The sequence below is a fragment of the Actinomycetes bacterium genome (assembly GCA_036510875.1).
Classification (GTDB): Bacteria; Actinomycetota; Actinomycetes; order Prado026; family Prado026; genus DATCDE01.
On sequence record DATCDE010000029.1, the window covers coordinates 1 to 16,971 of the forward strand.

Here is a 16,971-nt window from a genome sequence, read left to right on the forward strand (position 1 = left end):
CAGGACTACCCGATCGAGCAGTACATCCGCGACGCCAAGATCGACACCCTGTACGAGGGAACCACCGCGATCCAGGGCCAGGACCTGTTCTTCCGCAAGATCGTGCGGGACAAGGGCCAGGCGCTGACCCGGCTGCTCACCGACGTGCAGGAGCTCGCCAAGGGCGACGCCGGGAACGGCCGGCTGGCCCACGAGCGGGAGCTGCTGGGCAAGGGCCTGGAGGACGTGCAGGGCATGGTCGGGACGATGGTCGGCCAGCTGACCTCCTCGCAGGAGGACGCGCGCAACATCTACAAGGTCGGGCAGAACACCACCCGGCTGCTGTACTCGCTCGGCGACCTGGTGGTGGCCTGGCTGCTCATGCGGCAGGCAGACGTCGCCATCACGGCGCTGGCCGGCGCGCCGTCCGACCGCGACCGGGCCTTCTACGAAGGCAAGGTCGCCGCGGCCCAGTTCTTCGTCCGGCAGGTGCTGCCTCAGCTCAGCGCGCAGCGGGCCATCGCCGAGGCGACGGACAACGCGCTGATGGACCTCCCGGAGGAGGCCTTCTAGGTCACGACCGCACCGGGCCGGCTCTCACTGGGGGTGGAGCCGGCCCGGTGACGTTTGACCGGGCCGCGCTGTGGGCAGATAGCCGGGCGGTCGTCGGGCCGCCCTCCGGCCCGGCCGGTTCCGCAGGGAGGTCGTCCGTGGGTGTCGTTGCCAGCCTGCTCCTCGTCATCATCGGGGCGCTTCTGCACGTCGCCGCTCCGGCCACGGTGCCCGGGCTCGACCTGACCCTCGTAAGCACGTTCCTGTTCGCGGTCGGCGCGGCGGGACTGGTGCTGCCCCGCCTGCCGATCCGCACCCGGCGCGGGACGCACGCCGTCGGGCGTAGCCTCCACGACGACCGTTCCTGACGTTCGGAGGGCTGCCATGGGCCGTCGCCTCGCGATCGGCCTGCTGGCCCTCGGGCTCAGCGCCGCCGCCCTGGGCGCCCCAGTCACTTCCGCCTCCGCGGCACCAGCCGTCACGGCCGCGCGACCCGGCTCGCTGGTCAGCGTGGCCACCGGGGTGACGTTCAGCCTGCGCGGCCGGGGCTTCGGCCAGGCCGTGCTCGTGACGTCGGCGACGGACGGCACCGGACGGTTGTTCGTCGTCGACCGGGTCGGCCGCATCTTCTCCTGGGTGCCCGGCCAGCCGGCCCGGTTGTACCTGGACCTGCGCTCCCGGGTGAACAGCACCGGCGGCGAGCAGGGCCTGCTCGGGCTCACCTTCCACCCCGGCTTCCGCACCGTCCCGATCGTGTTCGTCTCCTACACCGACAGCACCGGAGCGCTGCGGGTGTCCCGGTTCCGGCTGCCGTCCTTCACGACCCCGGCGGTCAGCCCGCGGCTGGAGCAGATCGTGCTGACCGTCCCGCACCCGACCTACCGCAACCACAACGCGGGCATGCTGGTGTTCGGCCCGGATAGTCGCCTCTACGTATCCACCGGGGACGGCGGTGGCGCGGGCGACCCGTTCGCCCACGCGCAGAGCCTCGCCTCGCTCAGCGGCAAGATCCTGCGACTCAACGTGACCCAGGGCTGCGCCCCCCACCCCTACTACTGCATCCCGCCGGACAACCCCTTCGTCGGGCGGGCCGGGGCTCGCCAGGAGATCTGGCACTACGGCCTGCGCAACCCGTGGCGGTTCAGCATCGACCCGGTCACCGGGACGATGTGGATCGGCGACGTGGGCCAGGACCGGGCCGAGGAGATCGACGCCGCGGTGCCGTCCATGAAGGGGCTGAACTTCGGCTGGTCCTGCCGCGAGGGCACCTCCGTCTACAACGCGGCCCGCTGCTCGGCCACCGCGCGGTACGTCCCGCCCGTCGTCGTCGTCCCGCACCCGCAGGCCGAGGCGCTGATCGGCGGCGTCGTGTACCGCGGCAGCCGGTTCGCTGCGACCTTCGCCGCCCGGTACATCCTCGGCGACTACGTCACCGGCACCCTGTGGACCCGTCCGTCGACCGGCGGAGCGGCCACGGTGGCCGGCAAGCTGCCGGGGGTGACCTCGTTCGGTACCGACCAGGGCGGTGAGATCTGGGCCACCACGCTGGCCGGCGGCGTCTACCAGCTGGCCACCGCCAGCTGAGCACCGGCGCGGAGCGGGCCGAGCCCGGGGTCGGAACCGGGGGGATCCGGATGTTCCTGGACACCTGGGAGCAGCTCAACCGGGAGCAGCAGGAACGGGTCATCGGCCGGACCAAGGACACCGGCGCCCCGCTGACCGGCGGCGCCGAGAGGGACCAGCCCGACTTCTCCGCCCCGAACCCGGACGGCTCGCTGGTCATCCCGGCGACGGCGCACGTGCGCCTGTCCCACCCGACCTCGACCCGCGGGGCCCGGATCTTCCGCCGCGGCTTCAGCTACGACGACGGCGCGCCGGACGACGGCAGCCGGGACGCCGGCTTGCTGTTCCTGGCCTGGCAGGCGGACCCCCGCAAGGGGTTCTTGCCCGTCCAGTCCCGCATCGACATGGGTGACCGGCTCAACGCGTTCAGCCGCGCCGTCGGGTCGGCGATCTTCGCCTGCCCGCCGGGCGTCACCGAGGGCAGCTACCTCGGCGCGGCGCTGCTGGAGGCCTGAGCCGCGGAGTCCCCGGTTCTGGTCCCCGGTGGGCGACGAGGCCGGTCGGAGGGGCAGGATGGGCCTGACGTGACAACCCGAAGGGATGCTCTATGGCGATCGCGACCGTGAATCCGGCCACTGGTGAGACTGTCCAGACATTCCAGCCGCAGACCCCCGACGAGGTCGGTGCGGCGATCGCCCGCGCCGACGCGGCGTTCCGCGAGCTGCGCGGCACCACGTTCGAGCAGCGCGCCGCCTGGATGCGCGCCGCCGCCGACCTGGTGGACGCCGACAACGAGTCGCTCGCCCGGATCATGACCACCGAGATGGGCAAGACGCTGCGGTCGGCGCGGGCCGAGGCCGCCAAGTGCGCGAAGGCGATGCGCTTCTACGCCGACCGGGCCGAGGGCTATCTGGCCGACGAGCCGGCCGACGCCGCCGCGGTGGGCGCGCTGCGCGCCTACACCCGCTACCAGCCACTCGGCATCGTGCTCGCGGTCATGCCCTGGAACTTCCCGATGTGGCAGGTCGTCCGGTTCGCCGCGCCGGCCTTGATGGCCGGCAACGTCGGCCTGCTCAAGCACGCGTCGAACGTGCCGCAGACCGCGATGTACCTGCACGACCTGTACCGCCGGGCCGGGTTCCCCGAGGGGGCGTTCCAGACCCTGCTGATCGGCTCGCGGGGCGTCGAGCGGGTGCTGCGCGACCCGCGGGTCAAGGCCGCCACGCTCACCGGCTCGGAGCCGGCGGGGCAGTCGGTGGCCGCCATCTGCGGCAACGAGATCAAGAAGACCGTGCTCGAGCTCGGCGGCTCGGACGCCTTCGTCGTCATGGCGTCGGCCGACATCGACAAGGCCGTCTCCACGGCGATCGTGGCGCGCTGCCAGAACAACGGGCAGTCGTGCATCGCGGCCAAGCGGTTCATCGTGCACACCGACGTCTACGACACGTTCGTGGCGAAGTACGTCGAGCAGATGAGCGCCCTCGTCGTCGGCGACCCGATGGACGACGCGACCGACGTCGGCCCGCTGGCCACCGAGTCCGGCCTCACCGACATCGTCGAGCTGGTCGAGGACGCCCGTACCAAGGGCGCCGAGATCCTGTGCGGCGGTGAGCGGGTCGGCAGCGCCGGCTGGTTCTACGCGCCCACCGCGGTCGCCGGACTCAAGCCGGACATGCGGATGTACGCCGAGGAGACGTTCGGTCCGGTGGCCGGGCTGTACCGGGTGGCCGACATCGACGAGGCCATCGAGGTAGCCAACTCAACGGCCTTCGGGCTGGGGTCCAACGCCTGGACGAACGACCCGGCCGAGCAGGAGCGGCTCATCAACGGCCTCGAGGCCGGCGCTGTCTTCGTCAACGGCATGACGACGTCCTACCCCGAGCTGCCGTTCGGCGGGATCAAGCGCTCCGGCTACGGACGCGAGCTCTCCGCCCATGGCATCCGGGAGTTCTGCAACCTCAAGACCGTCTGGGTCGGCTGACTCCACCGCTGGTTCCAAGGGGAGGGCGGCAACGGTGAGCCACGTCCGGCACCCGATGTTCGCGCGGCTGTACCCGCCGCTGTCCCGCAGCATGGACCGGCACGGGTTCGCCGAGCAGCGGCAGCGCATGCTGGCCCCGACCAGCGGCCGCGTGGTCGAGGTGGGAGCCGGGAACGGGCTGAACTTCGCGCACTACCCCGCCGGGGTGAGCGAGGTGGTCGCGGTGGAGCCCGAGGACCACCTGCGCGACCTGGCACGGGCGGCCGCCAGCCTGGCGGCGGTGCCGGTTGACGTCGTCGACGGCGTCGCGGAGGCGCTGCCCTTCCCGGACGCGTCCTTCGACGCGGCCGTCGCCTCCCTCGTGCTGTGCTCGGTCGAGGAACCCGTCCAGGCCGCCGCCGAGCTGCTGCGGGTGCTGCGACCGGGCGGGCTGCTGGTGTTCCTCGAGCACGTCAGCAGCGACTCCCCCGCCCGCAGGCGGGTGCAGCGTGGCCTGGACGCCGTGCTGTGGCCGCACGTGGCCGGCGGCTGCCGGCTGAGCCGGGACACGATGGGCACGCTCTCCGACGCCGGGTTCGTGGTCGAGGAGCGGCACCGGCTCGGCTCGGGCGGGCTCGGCTTCCTGGACCCGACCGCCCCGCACGTGTCAGGCACCGCCCGGCGTCCCGCGTAGGAACAGCTGCAGCTTGACCGCGCCGCCGGGCACCACCCGGACCGGGATCCCCCAGTCCTGCTGGTGCACGTGGCAGGCCGGGAACTCGGCGCCCTCGTCACAGGACGCAGCGAACGCCGCCACGTGCAGCACCCCCTCGCTGACGTCGTCCGACAGGACGAGCGTCCGACTCAGGTCGGTGCCGCTGCCGGCCCCGTCCGCGAGCAGCTGGGATGGGGTCGCCGAGACCAGCAGCCGGGTCGACGGGCCGTAGCGCTCGTCCAGCTTCTGCCCGGACGGCGGCTCGAAGAGCACCGCCAGGTCGAACAGACCGGCCGCCAGGTCCGTGGCCGGGCGCTGCGTGCGAAACGCCGACGCCGGGACCCGCAGCGTCTCGTCGGGCAGCCGTACCCGGGTCAGCCGGTGCGCCGCCGACTCCACCACGAGCAGGTCGCCCTCGACGACGAGCGCTCCGCTCGGTTCCCGCAGGCCGGTGACCAGGGTGGTGACCTGCGCCGTCACCGGGTCGTACCGGCGTACCGACCCGTTGTAGGTGTCGCAGACCGCCACGCTGCCGTCGGGTAGCCCGGTGACGCCCAGCGGATGCTGCAGCAGGGCCGCACTGGCCGGCCCGTCGACGTGCCCGAAGTCGAACAGCCCGCGGCCGACATGGCTGGCCACCGCACCGTGCGCCAGGGACCGCAACGACGAGGTCTCGCTGTCGACGAGCCATAGCCGGTCGCCGTCGACGGCCAGCCCCGACGTCTGGGCGAACCACGCCTCCTCGGGCGGCCCGTCGCGCAGGCCCTCGTTCGTCGTCCCGGCCAGCACCTCGACCGCGCCGCTGCGCGGGTCGAACCGCCACAGCTGGTGGATGCCCGCCATCGCCACGGCCACGACCCCGTCGAACCAGGCGACGTCCCACGGGCTGGACAGCGCCTGCGTGCCGTCGCCCTGCATCCACTGCGCGCCGGTGCCGGCGACCGTCGTCACGCTCCCGTCGTCCAGCCGCACCCCGCGCAGGGCGTGGTTGACCGTGTCCGCCACCACGAGGTCGTAGCCGGCTGCGCCGGCGACGTCCGGGGGCAGCAGGCACAGCCCGTTCGGCTCGGTGAACCGCGCCTCGCTCGCCGCGCCGTCCACCAGCCCGCGCCGCCCGGAGCCGATCCGGCGCACCAGCGTCTCGCCGTCGGGAGCCAGCTCGGCCAGGCTGTGGTGGCCGGCGTCCGCGACCAGCAGGTTCCCGGTGGGCAGCCGGACCGCCTTGGCCGGGAACCGTAGGGTGGTCGGCTCGGGCGCCGGCGGCTGGTACGGCGCGTCCCCGCGGCGCAGGGTGCCCTTGGCCGCGTGCTCGGCGACCAGCTCGGCGACCAAGCTGTCCAGGCTGTGGCCGTGCCCCTCCCCGGACAGCTGTGCGACCAGGTAGCCCTCCGGGTCGACGACGGCCAGGGTCGGCCAGGCCCGCACCGCGTAGGCGCTCCAGGTCTGCAGCTCCGGGTCGTCGAGGACCGGATGACGGACGCCGTACCGCTCCACAGCGGCCGCGAGCGCCGCCGGGTCCGCCTCGTGGACGAACTTCGGCGAGTGGACGCCGACGACGACCAGGACGTCGCCGTACTTCTCCTCCAACGGCCGCAGCTCGTCCAGCACGTGCAGGCAGTTGATGCAGCAGAAGGTCCAGAAATCGAGGAGGACGACGCGCCCGCGCAGGTCCGCGAGCGTGTAGGAGCGGTCGCCGGTGTTCAGCCAGGCCCGGCCGGTCAGCTCGGGTGCGCGCAGTCGGACCACCGCCCCATCTTGGCCCAGCCCGGGCCGTCCCGCCGAAGGGCCCTGGCGCGTGCGGTCCTTCAGCGCCGACCATGGAGCCGTGGCCGGCCGGGGGTTGCGTGGGCCCGGCGGGTGGGTCGTGGTGTCGTGCGGCGCCGCCGTGCTGCTGGCCGCCTGCAGCGGCGGCGGCTCCGACTCCACCCAGCGGAGCGCGTCGCCCACCCCGAGCGCCAGCACGTCGAGCACGCCGACCGCCGTCTCGCCGTACGTCACCCTGGTGCCGCTGCCCGTCGGCTGCGTCACCGTGGGGCCGGAGATCGTCGGCGTGAAGGTGTACCTGGTGCAGCAGGCGCTCGGCCTGGTGGGTCACCTCGACCGGTACGACGCGGCCACCGCGTCCGCCGTCCGCGGCTTCCAGGCGGCGCACGGCCTGCCGGTGACCGGGCGGGTCGACGAGCGCACCTGGACGGCGTTGCGGACCGGCCAGCCGTTCTGCATCGACCGGTACACCGCCCAGCCGACCCTCGGCCCGAGCGGGACCGCCGCGGCCCGGTCCGCGGCCATGCTGGGCTACGCAGTCAGCCGGCTGGGCGTGCCCTACATCTGGGGCGGCGCCGGGCCGATCGGCTACGACTGCTCAGGGCTGGCGCTGCAGGCGATGTACGCCGGCGGTCGGGTCGTCCCCGGGGTCAGCACCGACCTGCACATCCAGGCCACCTTCAACACAGCCGAGGCGATCTACCGGTCGTCGGCGCTGCTGCACGTACCGCTCGGGCAGCGCCGGGCGGGTGACCTGGTGCTCTGGGGGAGCGACTTCGGCCACCTGGCCCTCTACCTTGGGAACGACCGCATCGTGGAGGCGGTCCGACCGTCCATCCGTACGGCGTCGCTGTGGGTCCATGGCGCCCCGCTGCCGACCGTCGTCCGACCGTTCCCGGGGTGAGGCCATGCGTCGAGCACGACGGATCCAGCTGCCGCTGTGGGGCGCCCTGCTGATGCTGGTCGTGGGCCTGCTCGGCATCCCGGCGGGCCCGGCCCGGGCCGCGACGCCGCCGTACGAGCGGATCGGCACCAGCGCCCAGGGGCGTGGCATCTACGCCTACCGGCTCGGCCCGGTGACGGCAACCCGGAAGATGGTCGTCATCGGCCAGATGCATGGCAACGAGCGGGTCGGCGTGGCGGTCGCCTGGACGCTGATGTCCCGGCCGGTGCCGCCGGGCGTGCAGCTGTGGGTGATCACCACCATGAACCCGGACGGCTACGCCGCCAACCGGCGCACCAACGCGCGCGGCGTGGACCTCAACCGGAACTTCCCCAGCACCGACTGGCGCCGCCGCGGGGCGGGTACGACGACCTACTCGGGACCTACTGCGGGCAGCGAGCCGGAGACCAAGGCGCTCGTGGCGTTCCTGGCCAGGATCAAGCCGCGGACCACGGTGATCCTGCACCAGCCGTTCGGGCTGGTGGACTACTCCGGCGGTGACCGGTCGGTGGCGGTGCTGCTCGGTCGGCAGACGGGTCTGACGGTGCGCAGCCTCGGGGCCTCCGGCGGCAACCTGACGACCTGGCACATGCAGCGCCTCGGTGGGACGACGGCGGTGACCCTCGAGCTGCCGGCGACGGTGCGGAGCGCCCTGACCCTGCGCACGGTGGCCGCGCTGGACGCCCTGGCGGCGGCTCGCTGACCCGTCGGCCCCCGGCCAAATGGCTTTTCGGTCAGAGCTGCCGGTCGGCCAGCACTGGGAACTCCGAGCGGGTCTTGGTGACCAGCGCCGGGTTGAGGTCGGCGACCAGGACCTGCTCGTCCTGGCCGGCCTCCGCCACCACGACGCCCCACGGGTCGACGACCACCGAGCCGCCGCCCATGGCCAGCCCGGCCTGCACCCCCGCGGTGTTGGTCGCCACGACGTACGCCTGCTCCTCCACGGCTCGGGCCTGCGCGAGCAGCCGCCAGTGCGCGACCCGCAGCGCCGGCCAGGCCGCAGGGACCACGAAGGCCTGCGCCCCGCGGTCCAGCAGCGCGCGGAACATCTCCGGGAAGCGCAGGTCGTAGCAGGTCGCGAGGCCGACCGCGAGGCCGCCGATGTCCGCCACGACCAGGTCGGTCCCGGCGGTCATGAGCGCCGGCTCGCCCGCGCTGAACCCGAACAGGTGGATCTTCCGGTAGGTCGCCAGCAGGGCGCCGTCCGGCCCCACCAGCAGAGCGGTGTTGTACAGCCGTCCCTCGGCGTCCCGCTCGACGATGGAGCCGGCGTGCACGTGCGCGCCGATCGCGCGGGCCGCTGCCGAGGCCATCGCGAGGGTGGGGCCGTCGACCGGCTCCGCCTCGGCGGCCCACCGCTGGTAGGTGAACCCACCCTGCGGCCACAGCTCGGGCAGCACCACCAGGTCGGCCCCCGCCTGGGCCCGGAGCAGCGAGTCCACGTCGCCGCGCAGGTCGTGGGTCGGTCGCTCGTAGGACGGCGCCAGCTGGCACAGGTGCACGCGCATGACCCGATCCTCCCACCGACGCCTCGGTTGACCATGGGCGGCGGGCGGGCGGTCACGGGGGCGAGGGGTGACCGTTCGAAGGGATACCCCCGGGGGTATAGAGTGAGGTCATGAGACTCTCCCGTCGCGCCGCCATGACTGCCTCCGGGGCCGCCCTCTCGCTCGCGCTGCTCGGCCCGCTGGCCGCCTGCAGCAGCTCGACGAGCAGCAGCACGGCCGCCACTCCGGTCCAGGAGACGCAGGCGATCACCAAAGTGGACCCGGCCACCGCCGACTCCCTCGTGAAGCAGGGCGTCACCGTCCTCGACGTGCGCACCCCCGAGGAGTTCGCAACCGGCCACATCACCGGCGCGGTGAACGTCAACTGGGAGGGCACCGACTTCGCCACCCAGGTCAAGCAGCTCGACCCGGCCAAGCCGGTGCTCGTCTACTGCCACAGCGGCAACCGCAGCGGCCAGGCCGTCCAGGTGATGGAACAGGAGGGCTTCCAGCGGATCTTCGACCTCGCTGGCGGCGTCCTCGCCTGGAACGCGGCCGGACAACCCCTGACCACAAGCTGACGAACCGGCTACCCAGCCCCGCGCCGGCCCGCTAGCGTCACCCCCGTGACGGGGCCGGACGACGCCCAGGCGACAGGGTACGACGGGTACCGGGACGCCCTGCGGGACTTCGTCGCCTTGATCGGCGAGCTGCGCGCCGAGGACTGGGCGCTGCCGACCGACCTGCCCGGGTGGACCGTGCAGGACAACGTCAGCCACGTGATCGGATTGGAGTCCGACCTGCTCGGGCGCCCGCTGCCCGACCACCTGCCGGACTGGGACCGGCTCCCGCACGTGCGCGACCACCTCGGGCGGTTCATGGAGGTGGCCGTCGACGTGCGGCGCGCCGCCACCCCCGAGCAGCTGCTGGCCGAGCTCCGGGAGGTCGTCGCCGAGCGGATCCGGGCCCTCGAACAGGGCCAGGCCCGCGCGGAGGATGCGGCCGCGACCGGCTACTTCCGCGACGTCGACCGGATGCTGGCGATCCGGCCGTTCGACATCTGGGCCCACGAGCAGGACATCCGCCGCGCGACCGCGCGGCCCGGCAACCTCGACTCGACCGGCGCCCGGGCGGCCCGGCGGCAGATCCTCGCTGCGCTCCCGATGGTGATCGGCAGTCGGGTCCGACCCGAGCCGGGCACCCGTGTGGTCTGGGACGTCGAGGGCCCGCTGTCCCTCCACGCCGGGGTGGCCATGAGCCGCAGCGGCCAGGCGGTCAGCGACGACCCCGAGGCCCCCGGCCCCACCGTGCTGATCCGGCTCGGCTGGGAGGACTTCGTCATGCTGGCCTGCGGCCGGCGTCTCCCCGCGGCGTGCACCGTCGAGGTCGAGGGCGACGCCGGACTGGCCGAACGCGTCCTGGCGGCCATGGCCATCACCCCCTGACCCACCCCTGCCGGGGGTGGGTCGGTCAGACCCAGGTGACGGCCACCGCAGGGTCCTCCACGAGAGCGGCGATGTCGGCCAGGAACCGGGAGCCGAGCTCACCGTCGATCAGCCGGTGGTCGAAGGACACGGCCAGCTCGACCACCCAACGCGGCCGGACCTTGCCCTTGTGCACCCAGGGCCGCTGGGTCACCGCTCCGACCGCGAGGATGGCCGACTCCCCAGGGTTGATGATCGGCGTGCCGCCGTCGATCCCGAACACGCCGATGTTGGTGATCGTGAAGGTCCCACCGGAGAGCTCGGCCGGCGCGGTCTTGCCCGCCTTGGCAGTGTCCACGAGGTCGGTCAGCGCGCGGGCCAGCTCGGGCAGCGACAGCCGGTCGGCGTCCTTGATGTTCGGCACCAGCAGGCCCCGGGGAGTGGCCGCCGCGATCCCCAGGTTCACGTAGTCCTTGTAGACGATCTCGCCAGCGTCGCCGTCCCAGACCGCGTTGATGCCCGGGTGCCGCCGGGCCGCGAGCAGCGCCGCCCGGGCGAACAGGGTCAGCGGGGTGACCCGCGTGTCCTTGAACGCAGGGGTCGCCCGCAGCCGGGACACCAGCTTCATGGTCCTGGTGGCGTCGACCTGCACCCACTCGGTGACGTGCGGCGCGGTGAACGCCGAGGCGACCATGGCCTCGGCCATGTGCCGGCGCACCCCCTTGATCGGCTCGCGCCGCTCCCGGGGGCCGGCGGCGACCGGCCGCAGCGACGGCCGGCCGGCCGCCGAGGGGGGCTGCGTGGCCGCCGCCTCGACGTCGGCCCGGGTGATCGTGTCGTGCGGTCCGGTCGGGACCACGGTGCTGAGGTCGACACCGAGGTCCTTGGCCAGCCGGCGCACGAGCGGCTTGGTCCGCACCGGGCCGGAGGGTGCCGGCACCGGCTCCGCGTCCGCCTGATGGCTCAGCGCCCGCTCGACGGCGCGGCCGACCTCCATCCCACCCAGGCGGGTCGGCGGCTTCGGCCGGGTCGAGCCACCCCCAAGACGACGCGGACGCCGGGCCGTCCCGAACGTCTCCTTGACGCCGTACCCGACGAGCACCGCGTGGTGCTCACCCTCGGGCTGCACCGTCGTCGTCCCAGCCGCCGTCGCGCCCTCGGCGCTCTCACCGGGCGCGGTGTCGATCGTGATGATCGGCGTGCCGACGTCGACCGTCTCGCCCTCGTTGGCCAGCAGCGCGACCACCACCCCCTCGTAGGGGCAGGGCAGCTCGACGGCGGCCTTGGCGGTCTCGATCTCGACGATCGTCTGGTTCACCGACACGTGCTCGCCCGGCTGGACGAACCACTGCAGGATCTCGCCGTCGGCGAGCCCCTCGCCGACGTCGGGCAGGCGGAACTGCTCCAGCTGTCCCATCAGTGCTCCAAGGCGCGGTCGACGGCGTCCAGGACGCGGTCGAGGTCCGGCAGGTAGTGGTCCTCCAGGCGGGACGGCGGGTACGGCGTGTGGTAACCACCGACTCGCAGCACCGGTGCCTCCAGCGCGTAGAAGCAGCGCTCGCTGATCCGCGCGGCGATCTCGGCCCCGAGCCCCAGGAACACCGGGGCCTCGTGGACGACGACCAACCGGCCGGTCCGCTCCACCGACTCGGCCAGGGTGTCCACGTCCAGCGGCGACAGCGTGCGCAGGTCCACGACCTCCAGGTCGCGGCCGTCGGCCTCGGCGGCGGTGGCGGCGTCCAGGCAGGTGCGCACCATCGGGCCGTAGCAGGCCAGCGTGAGGTCGGTGCCGGGCCGCGCCACCCGGGACCGGAACAGCTCCATCGGCGGCCCCGCGGCGACGTCCAGGTCGGCCTTGTCCCAGTAGCGGCGCTTGGGCTCGAAGAAGATGATCGGGTCGGTGCAGGCGATCGCCTGCTGCACCATCCAGTAGGCGTCCACCGGGTTGGACGGCGACACCACGCGCAGGCCGGCGGTGTGCGCGAAGTAGGCCTCCGGGCTCTCGCTGTGGTGCTCGACCGCACCGATCCCGCCGCCGAACGGGATGCGGACGACGACCGGCAGCGGCACCTCGCCGCGCGACCGGGCGTGCATCTTGGCCAGTTGGCTGACGATCTGGTCGAAGGCGGGAAATACGAACCCGTCGAACTGGATCTCGACGACCGGCCGGTAGCCACGCATGGCCAGGCCGATGGCGGTGCCCATGATCCCGCTCTCAGCCAGCGGGGTGTCGATGACCCGGTGCTCGCCGAAGTCCTTCTGCAGCCCGTCGGTGACCCGGAAGACGCCGCCCAGCTTGCCGACGTCCTCGCCCATGATCAGGACCTTGGGGTCGTCCTCCATCGCCTTGCGCAGGCCCCTGGTGAGCGCCTTGGCCATGGTGACCTTCTCCGCCATGTCAGTGTCTCCCCTCGAACGAGGCGAGGTAGCTGGCCAGCTCACGGCTCTCCTGCTCCACCAACGGGTGCGGCTCGGCGTACACCTGGTCGAACATCTCGGCCGGCTGCGGGTCCGGCATCGACCGGCAGCCGCTGCGCAGGTGCACGGCGAGCTGCTCGGCCTCGGCGTCCAGCGCGTCGAAGAAGGACTGGTCGACCAGCTGCTGGCGCCACAAGAACGAGCGCAGCCGCTCGATCGGGTCCTTGAGCTTCCAGGCCTCCAGGTCGCTGGCCAGCCGGTAGCGGGTCGGGTCGTCCGAGGTGGTGTGCGCGCCCATGCGGTAGGTGAACGCCTCGATCAGGCTGGGCCCCTGGCCCTCGCGGGCGTCGGCGAGGTGCTTGCGGGTGACCGCGAGGACGGCGAGCACGTCGTTGCCGTCGACCCGGACGCCGGGGAAGCCGAAGCCGGCCGCCCGGCGGTACAGCGGGATGCGGGTCTGCTTCTCCAGCGGCTCGGAGATGGCCCACTGGTTGTTCTGGCAGAAGAACACGACGGGCGCGTTGAACACCGACGCGAAGATGAACGACTCGTTGACATCGCCCTGGCTGGAGGCGCCGTCCCCGAAGTAGGCGATGACCGCCGACTCGTCTCCGTCCTTGACCATGCCCATGGCGTAGCCGACGGCGTGCAGGGTCTGGTTGCCGATGACGATCGTGTAGAGCGCGAAGTTCTTCTCGTTGGGGTCCCAGCCGCCGTTGGACACCCCGCGGAACAGGGCGAGCAGCTTGAGCGGGTCGACGCCGCGGGTGTAGGCCACCCCGTGCTCACGGTAGGTGGGGAACGCGAAGTCGCGCGCGGCGAGGGCCCGGCCGGACCCGACCTGGGCGGCCTCCTGACCCAGGAGCGACGCCCACAGGCCGAGCTCGCCCTGGCGCTGCAGGGCGGTGGCCTCGACGTCGATCCGGCGCACGAGCACCAGGTCGCCGTACAGGCTGCGGTACTCGTCGTCAGTGAGATCGACGTCGTAGTCCGGGTGGTGCACCCGCTCACCCTCCGGGGTGAGCAGCTGGACGAGCTGGGGGGCTGGGATCTCCACGCTGCGCTCCTCGCTGACGTCTCGCCGGGCGTCGGGACCGGGGTTCTCCGGCTCGACGGCGGCCGAACCTGGGCGGCCCGGGGTGGGGGCCTGGTTGGTGCCTCAGCAGGACGGTACCCACTCCGGTGTCGTCCCGTTACCGGTAGGGGCGGAGTGGGTGCCGTCGGGCGGCGACTACCGTCCCTCAGGTGCACCGAGCCGACGTCCGAGCCGCGCTGGCGGTCGTCGGGCTGGCCGTGGCCGGGGCGCTGCTGCGGCTGCCGTTCCTCGGCGTGCCGCTGGACGCCGACGAGGGCGGCTACGCCTACCTGGCCCAGCGCTGGGCGGCCGGCGGCCGGCTGTACGGCGACGTCTGGGTGGACCGGCCGCAGGGCCTGATGCTGGTGTACCGGGCGGTCGTCGCGGTCTCGACCTGGCCGGGGGCGATCCGGGTGGCCGCGATGCTGGCCGGCGTCGCGGTCACCGTGGCGGTGGCCGGCGCGGCGTGGGCGATGCGCGGCCGGGCCGCCGGCGTGGTCGCAGCCGGGCTGGCCGCGGCCGTACTCGTGGCCCCCCGGCTGCAGGGCTTCCTGCTCAACGGTGAGCTGGTGGCGGCGGCGTTCGCGGCCCCGGCGGTGGCGCTGGCGCTGGCCTGGCGGGCCCGCGGGTCGCGCTCGTGGTGGCTGCTCGCCCTGGCGGGTGCGTTCGGTGGGACCGCGATGCTGATGAAGCAGTCCGGCTTCGACGGCCTGGTCGTGGTGGCCGTGGTCGCGGCCGCGTCCGGGCCGGGGCGGCGCTGGCGGGCGCTGCGCGTCGCCGGCGTCGGGGCCGCCGTCCCGCTGGGGGCCGCACTGCTCGACGCGGCGCTGACCTCGTGGTCGCTGTGGTGGTCGGCCGTGGTCGGGTACCGGCTGTCGGCCGGCGACACCGGCAGCGTGCTCACCCGGGTCGGCCGGCTGGGCGGGTCGTTGCTGACCGACGGACCGTGGCTGGTGCCGCTGGCGGTCGTCGCGGCCTGGGGCGGCGTCGTCTGCTGGCGCCGCCGCGAGGTGGTGCCCCTGGTGTGGCTCGGGGCCGCGGCCGTAGGGTTCCTGGGCGGCCAGTTCTTCTTCCCGCACTACTACGTCCAGCTGCTGCCGCCGCTGGTGCTGCTCGCCACCCTGGGCGTGGTGGCGCTGTCGCCGTCCAGGGTGAGGGCCGCGGTGGCCGTCGTCGTCGTCCCGTCCCTGGTGACCGTGCTGGCGATCGCCCTGCTGACCCCGGACCACCGCGACCGCTTCGCCATGCCGGACGACCGGCTGCTGGCCAACCGGCAGATCGCCCCGTGGCTGCGCGACCACGCCGCGCCCAGCGATCGGGTCTACGCCTTCGTCTCCTCGGCCGACGTGTACTACCTGAGCGGCCGTGACACCGACTACCGCTACCTGTGGCGGGCCAACATCGAGACGATCCCCGGTGAAGTGGCGCGGCTGCGCGCTTGGCTGGGGTCGGCCGACGCACCGCAGTGGGTGGTGGTGTACCAGCAGCCGGACGACATCGACCCGAGCGGAGGGATCGCCGCCCTGCTGGCCGATCGCTACCAGCCGGGGGCCCGCATCGACGGGATCCCGGTGCTGAGACTGCGGTGAGCGGCGCGGGTGGGCGCCGGATAGCGTCACCGGGTGACCTCCTTCACCGACGCCACCGCCGTGCACCCGGTGGACGGCGGCGCGCGGGTCGACGTCGACGAGCGGTACACCGTCGGCCGGCACCCCAACGGCGGCTACCTGCTGGCGGCGCTGGCCCGGGCCGTCCTCACGCAGTCGCCGCACCCGCACCCGGTGGCCGTCACCGCGCACTTCCTGCGACCGCCCGCCTGCACGGCGGCCGACATCCGGCTGACAAGCCTGCGCTCGGGGCGGACGACGGCCACCCACCGGGCCAGCCTTGACCAGGACGGACAGCTGCTGCTGGACGCGGTGGTGACCACGTCGGCGCTGACCCAGTCCAGCGACCCGTCGTGGGCGGGCGACGTCGCGGCGCCGGCCATGCCCCCGGTGGAACGGTGCGTCGCCGCCGTCGCCGACCTGCCCACCGGGCGGGTGCCGCTCCTGGACGAGGTCGACCTGCGGCTGGACCCGGCCGGCCTGGGCTGGGTCACCGGCCAGCGCTCCGGGCAGCCGGAGATGCGCTCCTGGCTGCGGATGCGCGACGGCGACGAGGCGGACCCGCTCATCGCCCTGCTGGCCGTCGACGCGCTACCGCCGACGGTGTGGCACCTGTCGGCTCCGGGATGGGCGCCGACGGTCGAGCTGAGCTGGCACCTGCGGGCGCTGCCGGCGTCCGGCTGGCTTCAGGTCCGCACCCACAGCACCCTGGTTCAGGACGGCTGGTACGACGAGGAGGGCGCGGTATGGGACGCGCGGGGCCGACTCGTGGCACAGTCACGTCAACTCGCCCGTATGACGGAGGCCCGATGACCACCCCCACCGACGACCGGATCCGCGTCTTCCTGCTCGACGACCACGAGGTCGTCCGGCGGGGGCTGCACGAGCTGCTCATGCTCGAGGGCGACCTGGACGTGGTGGGGGAGGCGTCCACCGCGCAGGAGGCGCTCACCCGCATCCCGCTGGTCAAGCCGACGGTCGCGGTGCTCGACGTCCGGCTGCCCGACGGCTCCGGAGTGGAGGTCTGCCGGGAGATCCGCGAGCTGGTGCCGGAGACCCGCTGCCTCATGCTCACGTCGTACGCCGACGACGAGGCGCTGTTCGACGCGATCATGGCGGGGGCGTCCGGCTACGTGCTCAAGGACATCCGCGGCACCGACCTGGTGGACGCGATCCGCAGCGTGGCAGCCGGCAAGTCGCTGCTCGACCCGGACGCCACCGCCCGGGTGCTGGACCGGCTGCGCGGCAAGGACAAGCACGACGAGCGGCTGGACGCGCTGACCGAGCAGGAGCGGCGGATCCTCGAGCTGATCGGGGAGGGACTCACCAACCGGCAGATCGGTGAGCGGCTGTTCCTGGCCGAGAAGACGGTGAAGAACTACGTCTCCAGCATCCTGGCCAAGCTCGGCATGGAGCGGCGCACCCAGGCGGCCACCTTCGTCGTCCGGCTCGAGGACCACCCCGAGCGCTGACCGGCGGTCCCG

At 73.3% G+C, this 16,971-nt stretch carries 18 protein-coding genes; 13 read left to right on the forward strand and 5 right to left on the reverse strand.

The features are described 5' to 3' along the window. The 6 genes from VIM19_01670 to VIM19_01695 form a co-directional block, all read left to right on the forward strand. On the forward strand, window positions 1–552 hold a 552-nt coding region (locus tag VIM19_01670; GenBank protein HEY5183621.1), incomplete at its 5' end, for an acyl-CoA dehydrogenase. Between the two features lie 137 nt (window positions 553–689). Continuing rightward, window positions 690–899 carry a hypothetical protein gene (locus VIM19_01675; GenBank protein HEY5183622.1) on the forward strand — a complete coding sequence of 70 codons (210 nt, stop codon included), beginning with the start codon at window positions 690–692 and terminating at the stop codon, window positions 897–899. Between the two features lie 16 nt (window positions 900–915). Then, window positions 916–2,115: a PQQ-dependent sugar dehydrogenase gene (locus tag VIM19_01680; GenBank protein HEY5183623.1), complete on the forward strand. Its 1,200-nt coding sequence runs from the start codon at window positions 916–918 to the stop codon at window positions 2,113–2,115. Between the two features lie 50 nt (window positions 2,116–2,165). Beyond that, window positions 2,166–2,609 (forward strand): Dyp-type peroxidase, encoded by a 444-nt coding sequence (locus tag VIM19_01685; protein ID HEY5183624.1) that lies wholly within the window; start codon window positions 2,166–2,168, stop codon window positions 2,607–2,609. A 92-nt stretch (window positions 2,610–2,701) separates the two neighbouring features. Beyond that, window positions 2,702–4,075, forward strand: a complete 1,374-nt coding sequence (locus VIM19_01690; GenBank protein ID HEY5183625.1) for an NADP-dependent succinic semialdehyde dehydrogenase — start codon at window positions 2,702–2,704, stop codon at window positions 4,073–4,075. 34 nt (window positions 4,076–4,109) lie between these two features. Next, window positions 4,110–4,748, forward strand: a complete 639-nt coding sequence (locus tag VIM19_01695; GenBank protein ID HEY5183626.1) for a methyltransferase domain-containing protein — start codon at window positions 4,110–4,112, stop codon at window positions 4,746–4,748. On the opposite strand, the gene VIM19_01700 is transcribed toward VIM19_01695, so the two are convergent. Continuing rightward, window positions 4,722–6,515 carry an NHL domain-containing thioredoxin family protein gene (locus VIM19_01700; protein HEY5183627.1) on the reverse strand — a complete coding sequence of 598 codons (1,794 nt, stop codon included), beginning with the start codon at window positions 6,513–6,515 and terminating at the stop codon, window positions 4,722–4,724. The two genes, VIM19_01695 and VIM19_01700, sit on opposite strands and share 27 nt — an antisense overlap. A 256-nt stretch (window positions 6,516–6,771) precedes the next feature. On the opposite strand from VIM19_01700, the gene VIM19_01705 reads away from it, so the two are divergent. Both VIM19_01705 and VIM19_01710 read left to right on the forward strand, forming a co-directional pair. Then, window positions 6,772–7,437: a peptidoglycan-binding protein gene (locus tag VIM19_01705; protein ID HEY5183628.1), complete on the forward strand. Its 666-nt coding sequence runs from the start codon at window positions 6,772–6,774 to the stop codon at window positions 7,435–7,437. Window positions 7,438–7,441: 4 nt separating this feature from the next. Continuing rightward, complete coding sequence (locus VIM19_01710; protein HEY5183629.1) at window positions 7,442–8,179, forward strand: DUF2817 domain-containing protein; 738 nt, start codon at window positions 7,442–7,444, stop codon at window positions 8,177–8,179. A gap of 31 nt (window positions 8,180–8,210) precedes the next feature. On the opposite strand, the gene VIM19_01715 is transcribed toward VIM19_01710, so the two are convergent. Then, on the reverse strand, window positions 8,211–8,984 hold the full coding sequence (locus VIM19_01715; GenBank protein HEY5183630.1) for a nitrilase-related carbon-nitrogen hydrolase: 774 nt from the start codon (window positions 8,982–8,984) through the stop codon (window positions 8,211–8,213). Window positions 8,985–9,094: 110 nt separating this feature from the next. Between VIM19_01715 and VIM19_01720 the strand changes: the two genes are divergently transcribed. Further along, window positions 9,095–9,544, forward strand: a complete 450-nt coding sequence (locus VIM19_01720) for a rhodanese-like domain-containing protein (GenBank protein HEY5183631.1) — start codon at window positions 9,095–9,097, stop codon at window positions 9,542–9,544. A gap of 45 nt (window positions 9,545–9,589) precedes the next feature. Next, on the forward strand, window positions 9,590–10,408 hold the full coding sequence (locus VIM19_01725; GenBank protein HEY5183632.1) for a maleylpyruvate isomerase family mycothiol-dependent enzyme: 819 nt from the start codon (window positions 9,590–9,592) through the stop codon (window positions 10,406–10,408). A 25-nt stretch (window positions 10,409–10,433) separates the two neighbouring features. On the opposite strand, the gene VIM19_01730 is transcribed toward VIM19_01725, so the two are convergent. The 3 genes from VIM19_01730 to pdhA are packed head-to-tail and all read right to left on the reverse strand — an operon-like array spanning window position 10,434 to window position 13,862. Then, the gene (locus tag VIM19_01730) at window positions 10,434–11,804 is read right to left on the reverse strand and encodes a dihydrolipoamide acetyltransferase family protein (protein ID HEY5183633.1); all 1,371 of its coding nucleotides are present in this window, start codon (window positions 11,802–11,804) and stop codon (window positions 10,434–10,436) included. Then, window positions 11,804–12,784 carry an alpha-ketoacid dehydrogenase subunit beta gene (locus tag VIM19_01735; protein ID HEY5183634.1) on the reverse strand — a complete coding sequence of 327 codons (981 nt, stop codon included), beginning with the start codon at window positions 12,782–12,784 and terminating at the stop codon, window positions 11,804–11,806. The genes VIM19_01730 and VIM19_01735 overlap by 1 nt, the downstream gene beginning before the upstream one ends. Window position 12,785: 1 nt before the next feature. After that, window positions 12,786–13,862 (reverse strand): pyruvate dehydrogenase (acetyl-transferring) E1 component subunit alpha, encoded by a 1,077-nt coding sequence (gene pdhA / locus VIM19_01740; GenBank protein ID HEY5183635.1) that lies wholly within the window; start codon window positions 13,860–13,862, stop codon window positions 12,786–12,788. Between the two features lie 188 nt (window positions 13,863–14,050). Between pdhA and VIM19_01745 the strand changes: the two genes are divergently transcribed. Genes VIM19_01745 through VIM19_01755 form a run of 3 tightly spaced genes read left to right on the forward strand, consistent with a single transcriptional unit; the run spans window position 14,051 to window position 16,959 of the window. After that, window positions 14,051–15,469 (forward strand): hypothetical protein, encoded by a 1,419-nt coding sequence (locus tag VIM19_01745; GenBank protein HEY5183636.1) that lies wholly within the window; start codon window positions 14,051–14,053, stop codon window positions 15,467–15,469. 33 nt (window positions 15,470–15,502) lie between these two features. Further along, a complete protein-coding gene (locus VIM19_01750) occupies window positions 15,503–16,300 on the forward strand; it encodes a thioesterase family protein (GenBank protein HEY5183637.1) in 798 nt (265 codons plus the stop codon). Continuing rightward, window positions 16,297–16,959 (forward strand): response regulator transcription factor, encoded by a 663-nt coding sequence (locus tag VIM19_01755; GenBank protein HEY5183638.1) that lies wholly within the window; start codon window positions 16,297–16,299, stop codon window positions 16,957–16,959. The genes VIM19_01750 and VIM19_01755 overlap by 4 nt, the downstream gene beginning before the upstream one ends. Window positions 16,960–16,971 lie beyond the last annotated feature (12 nt).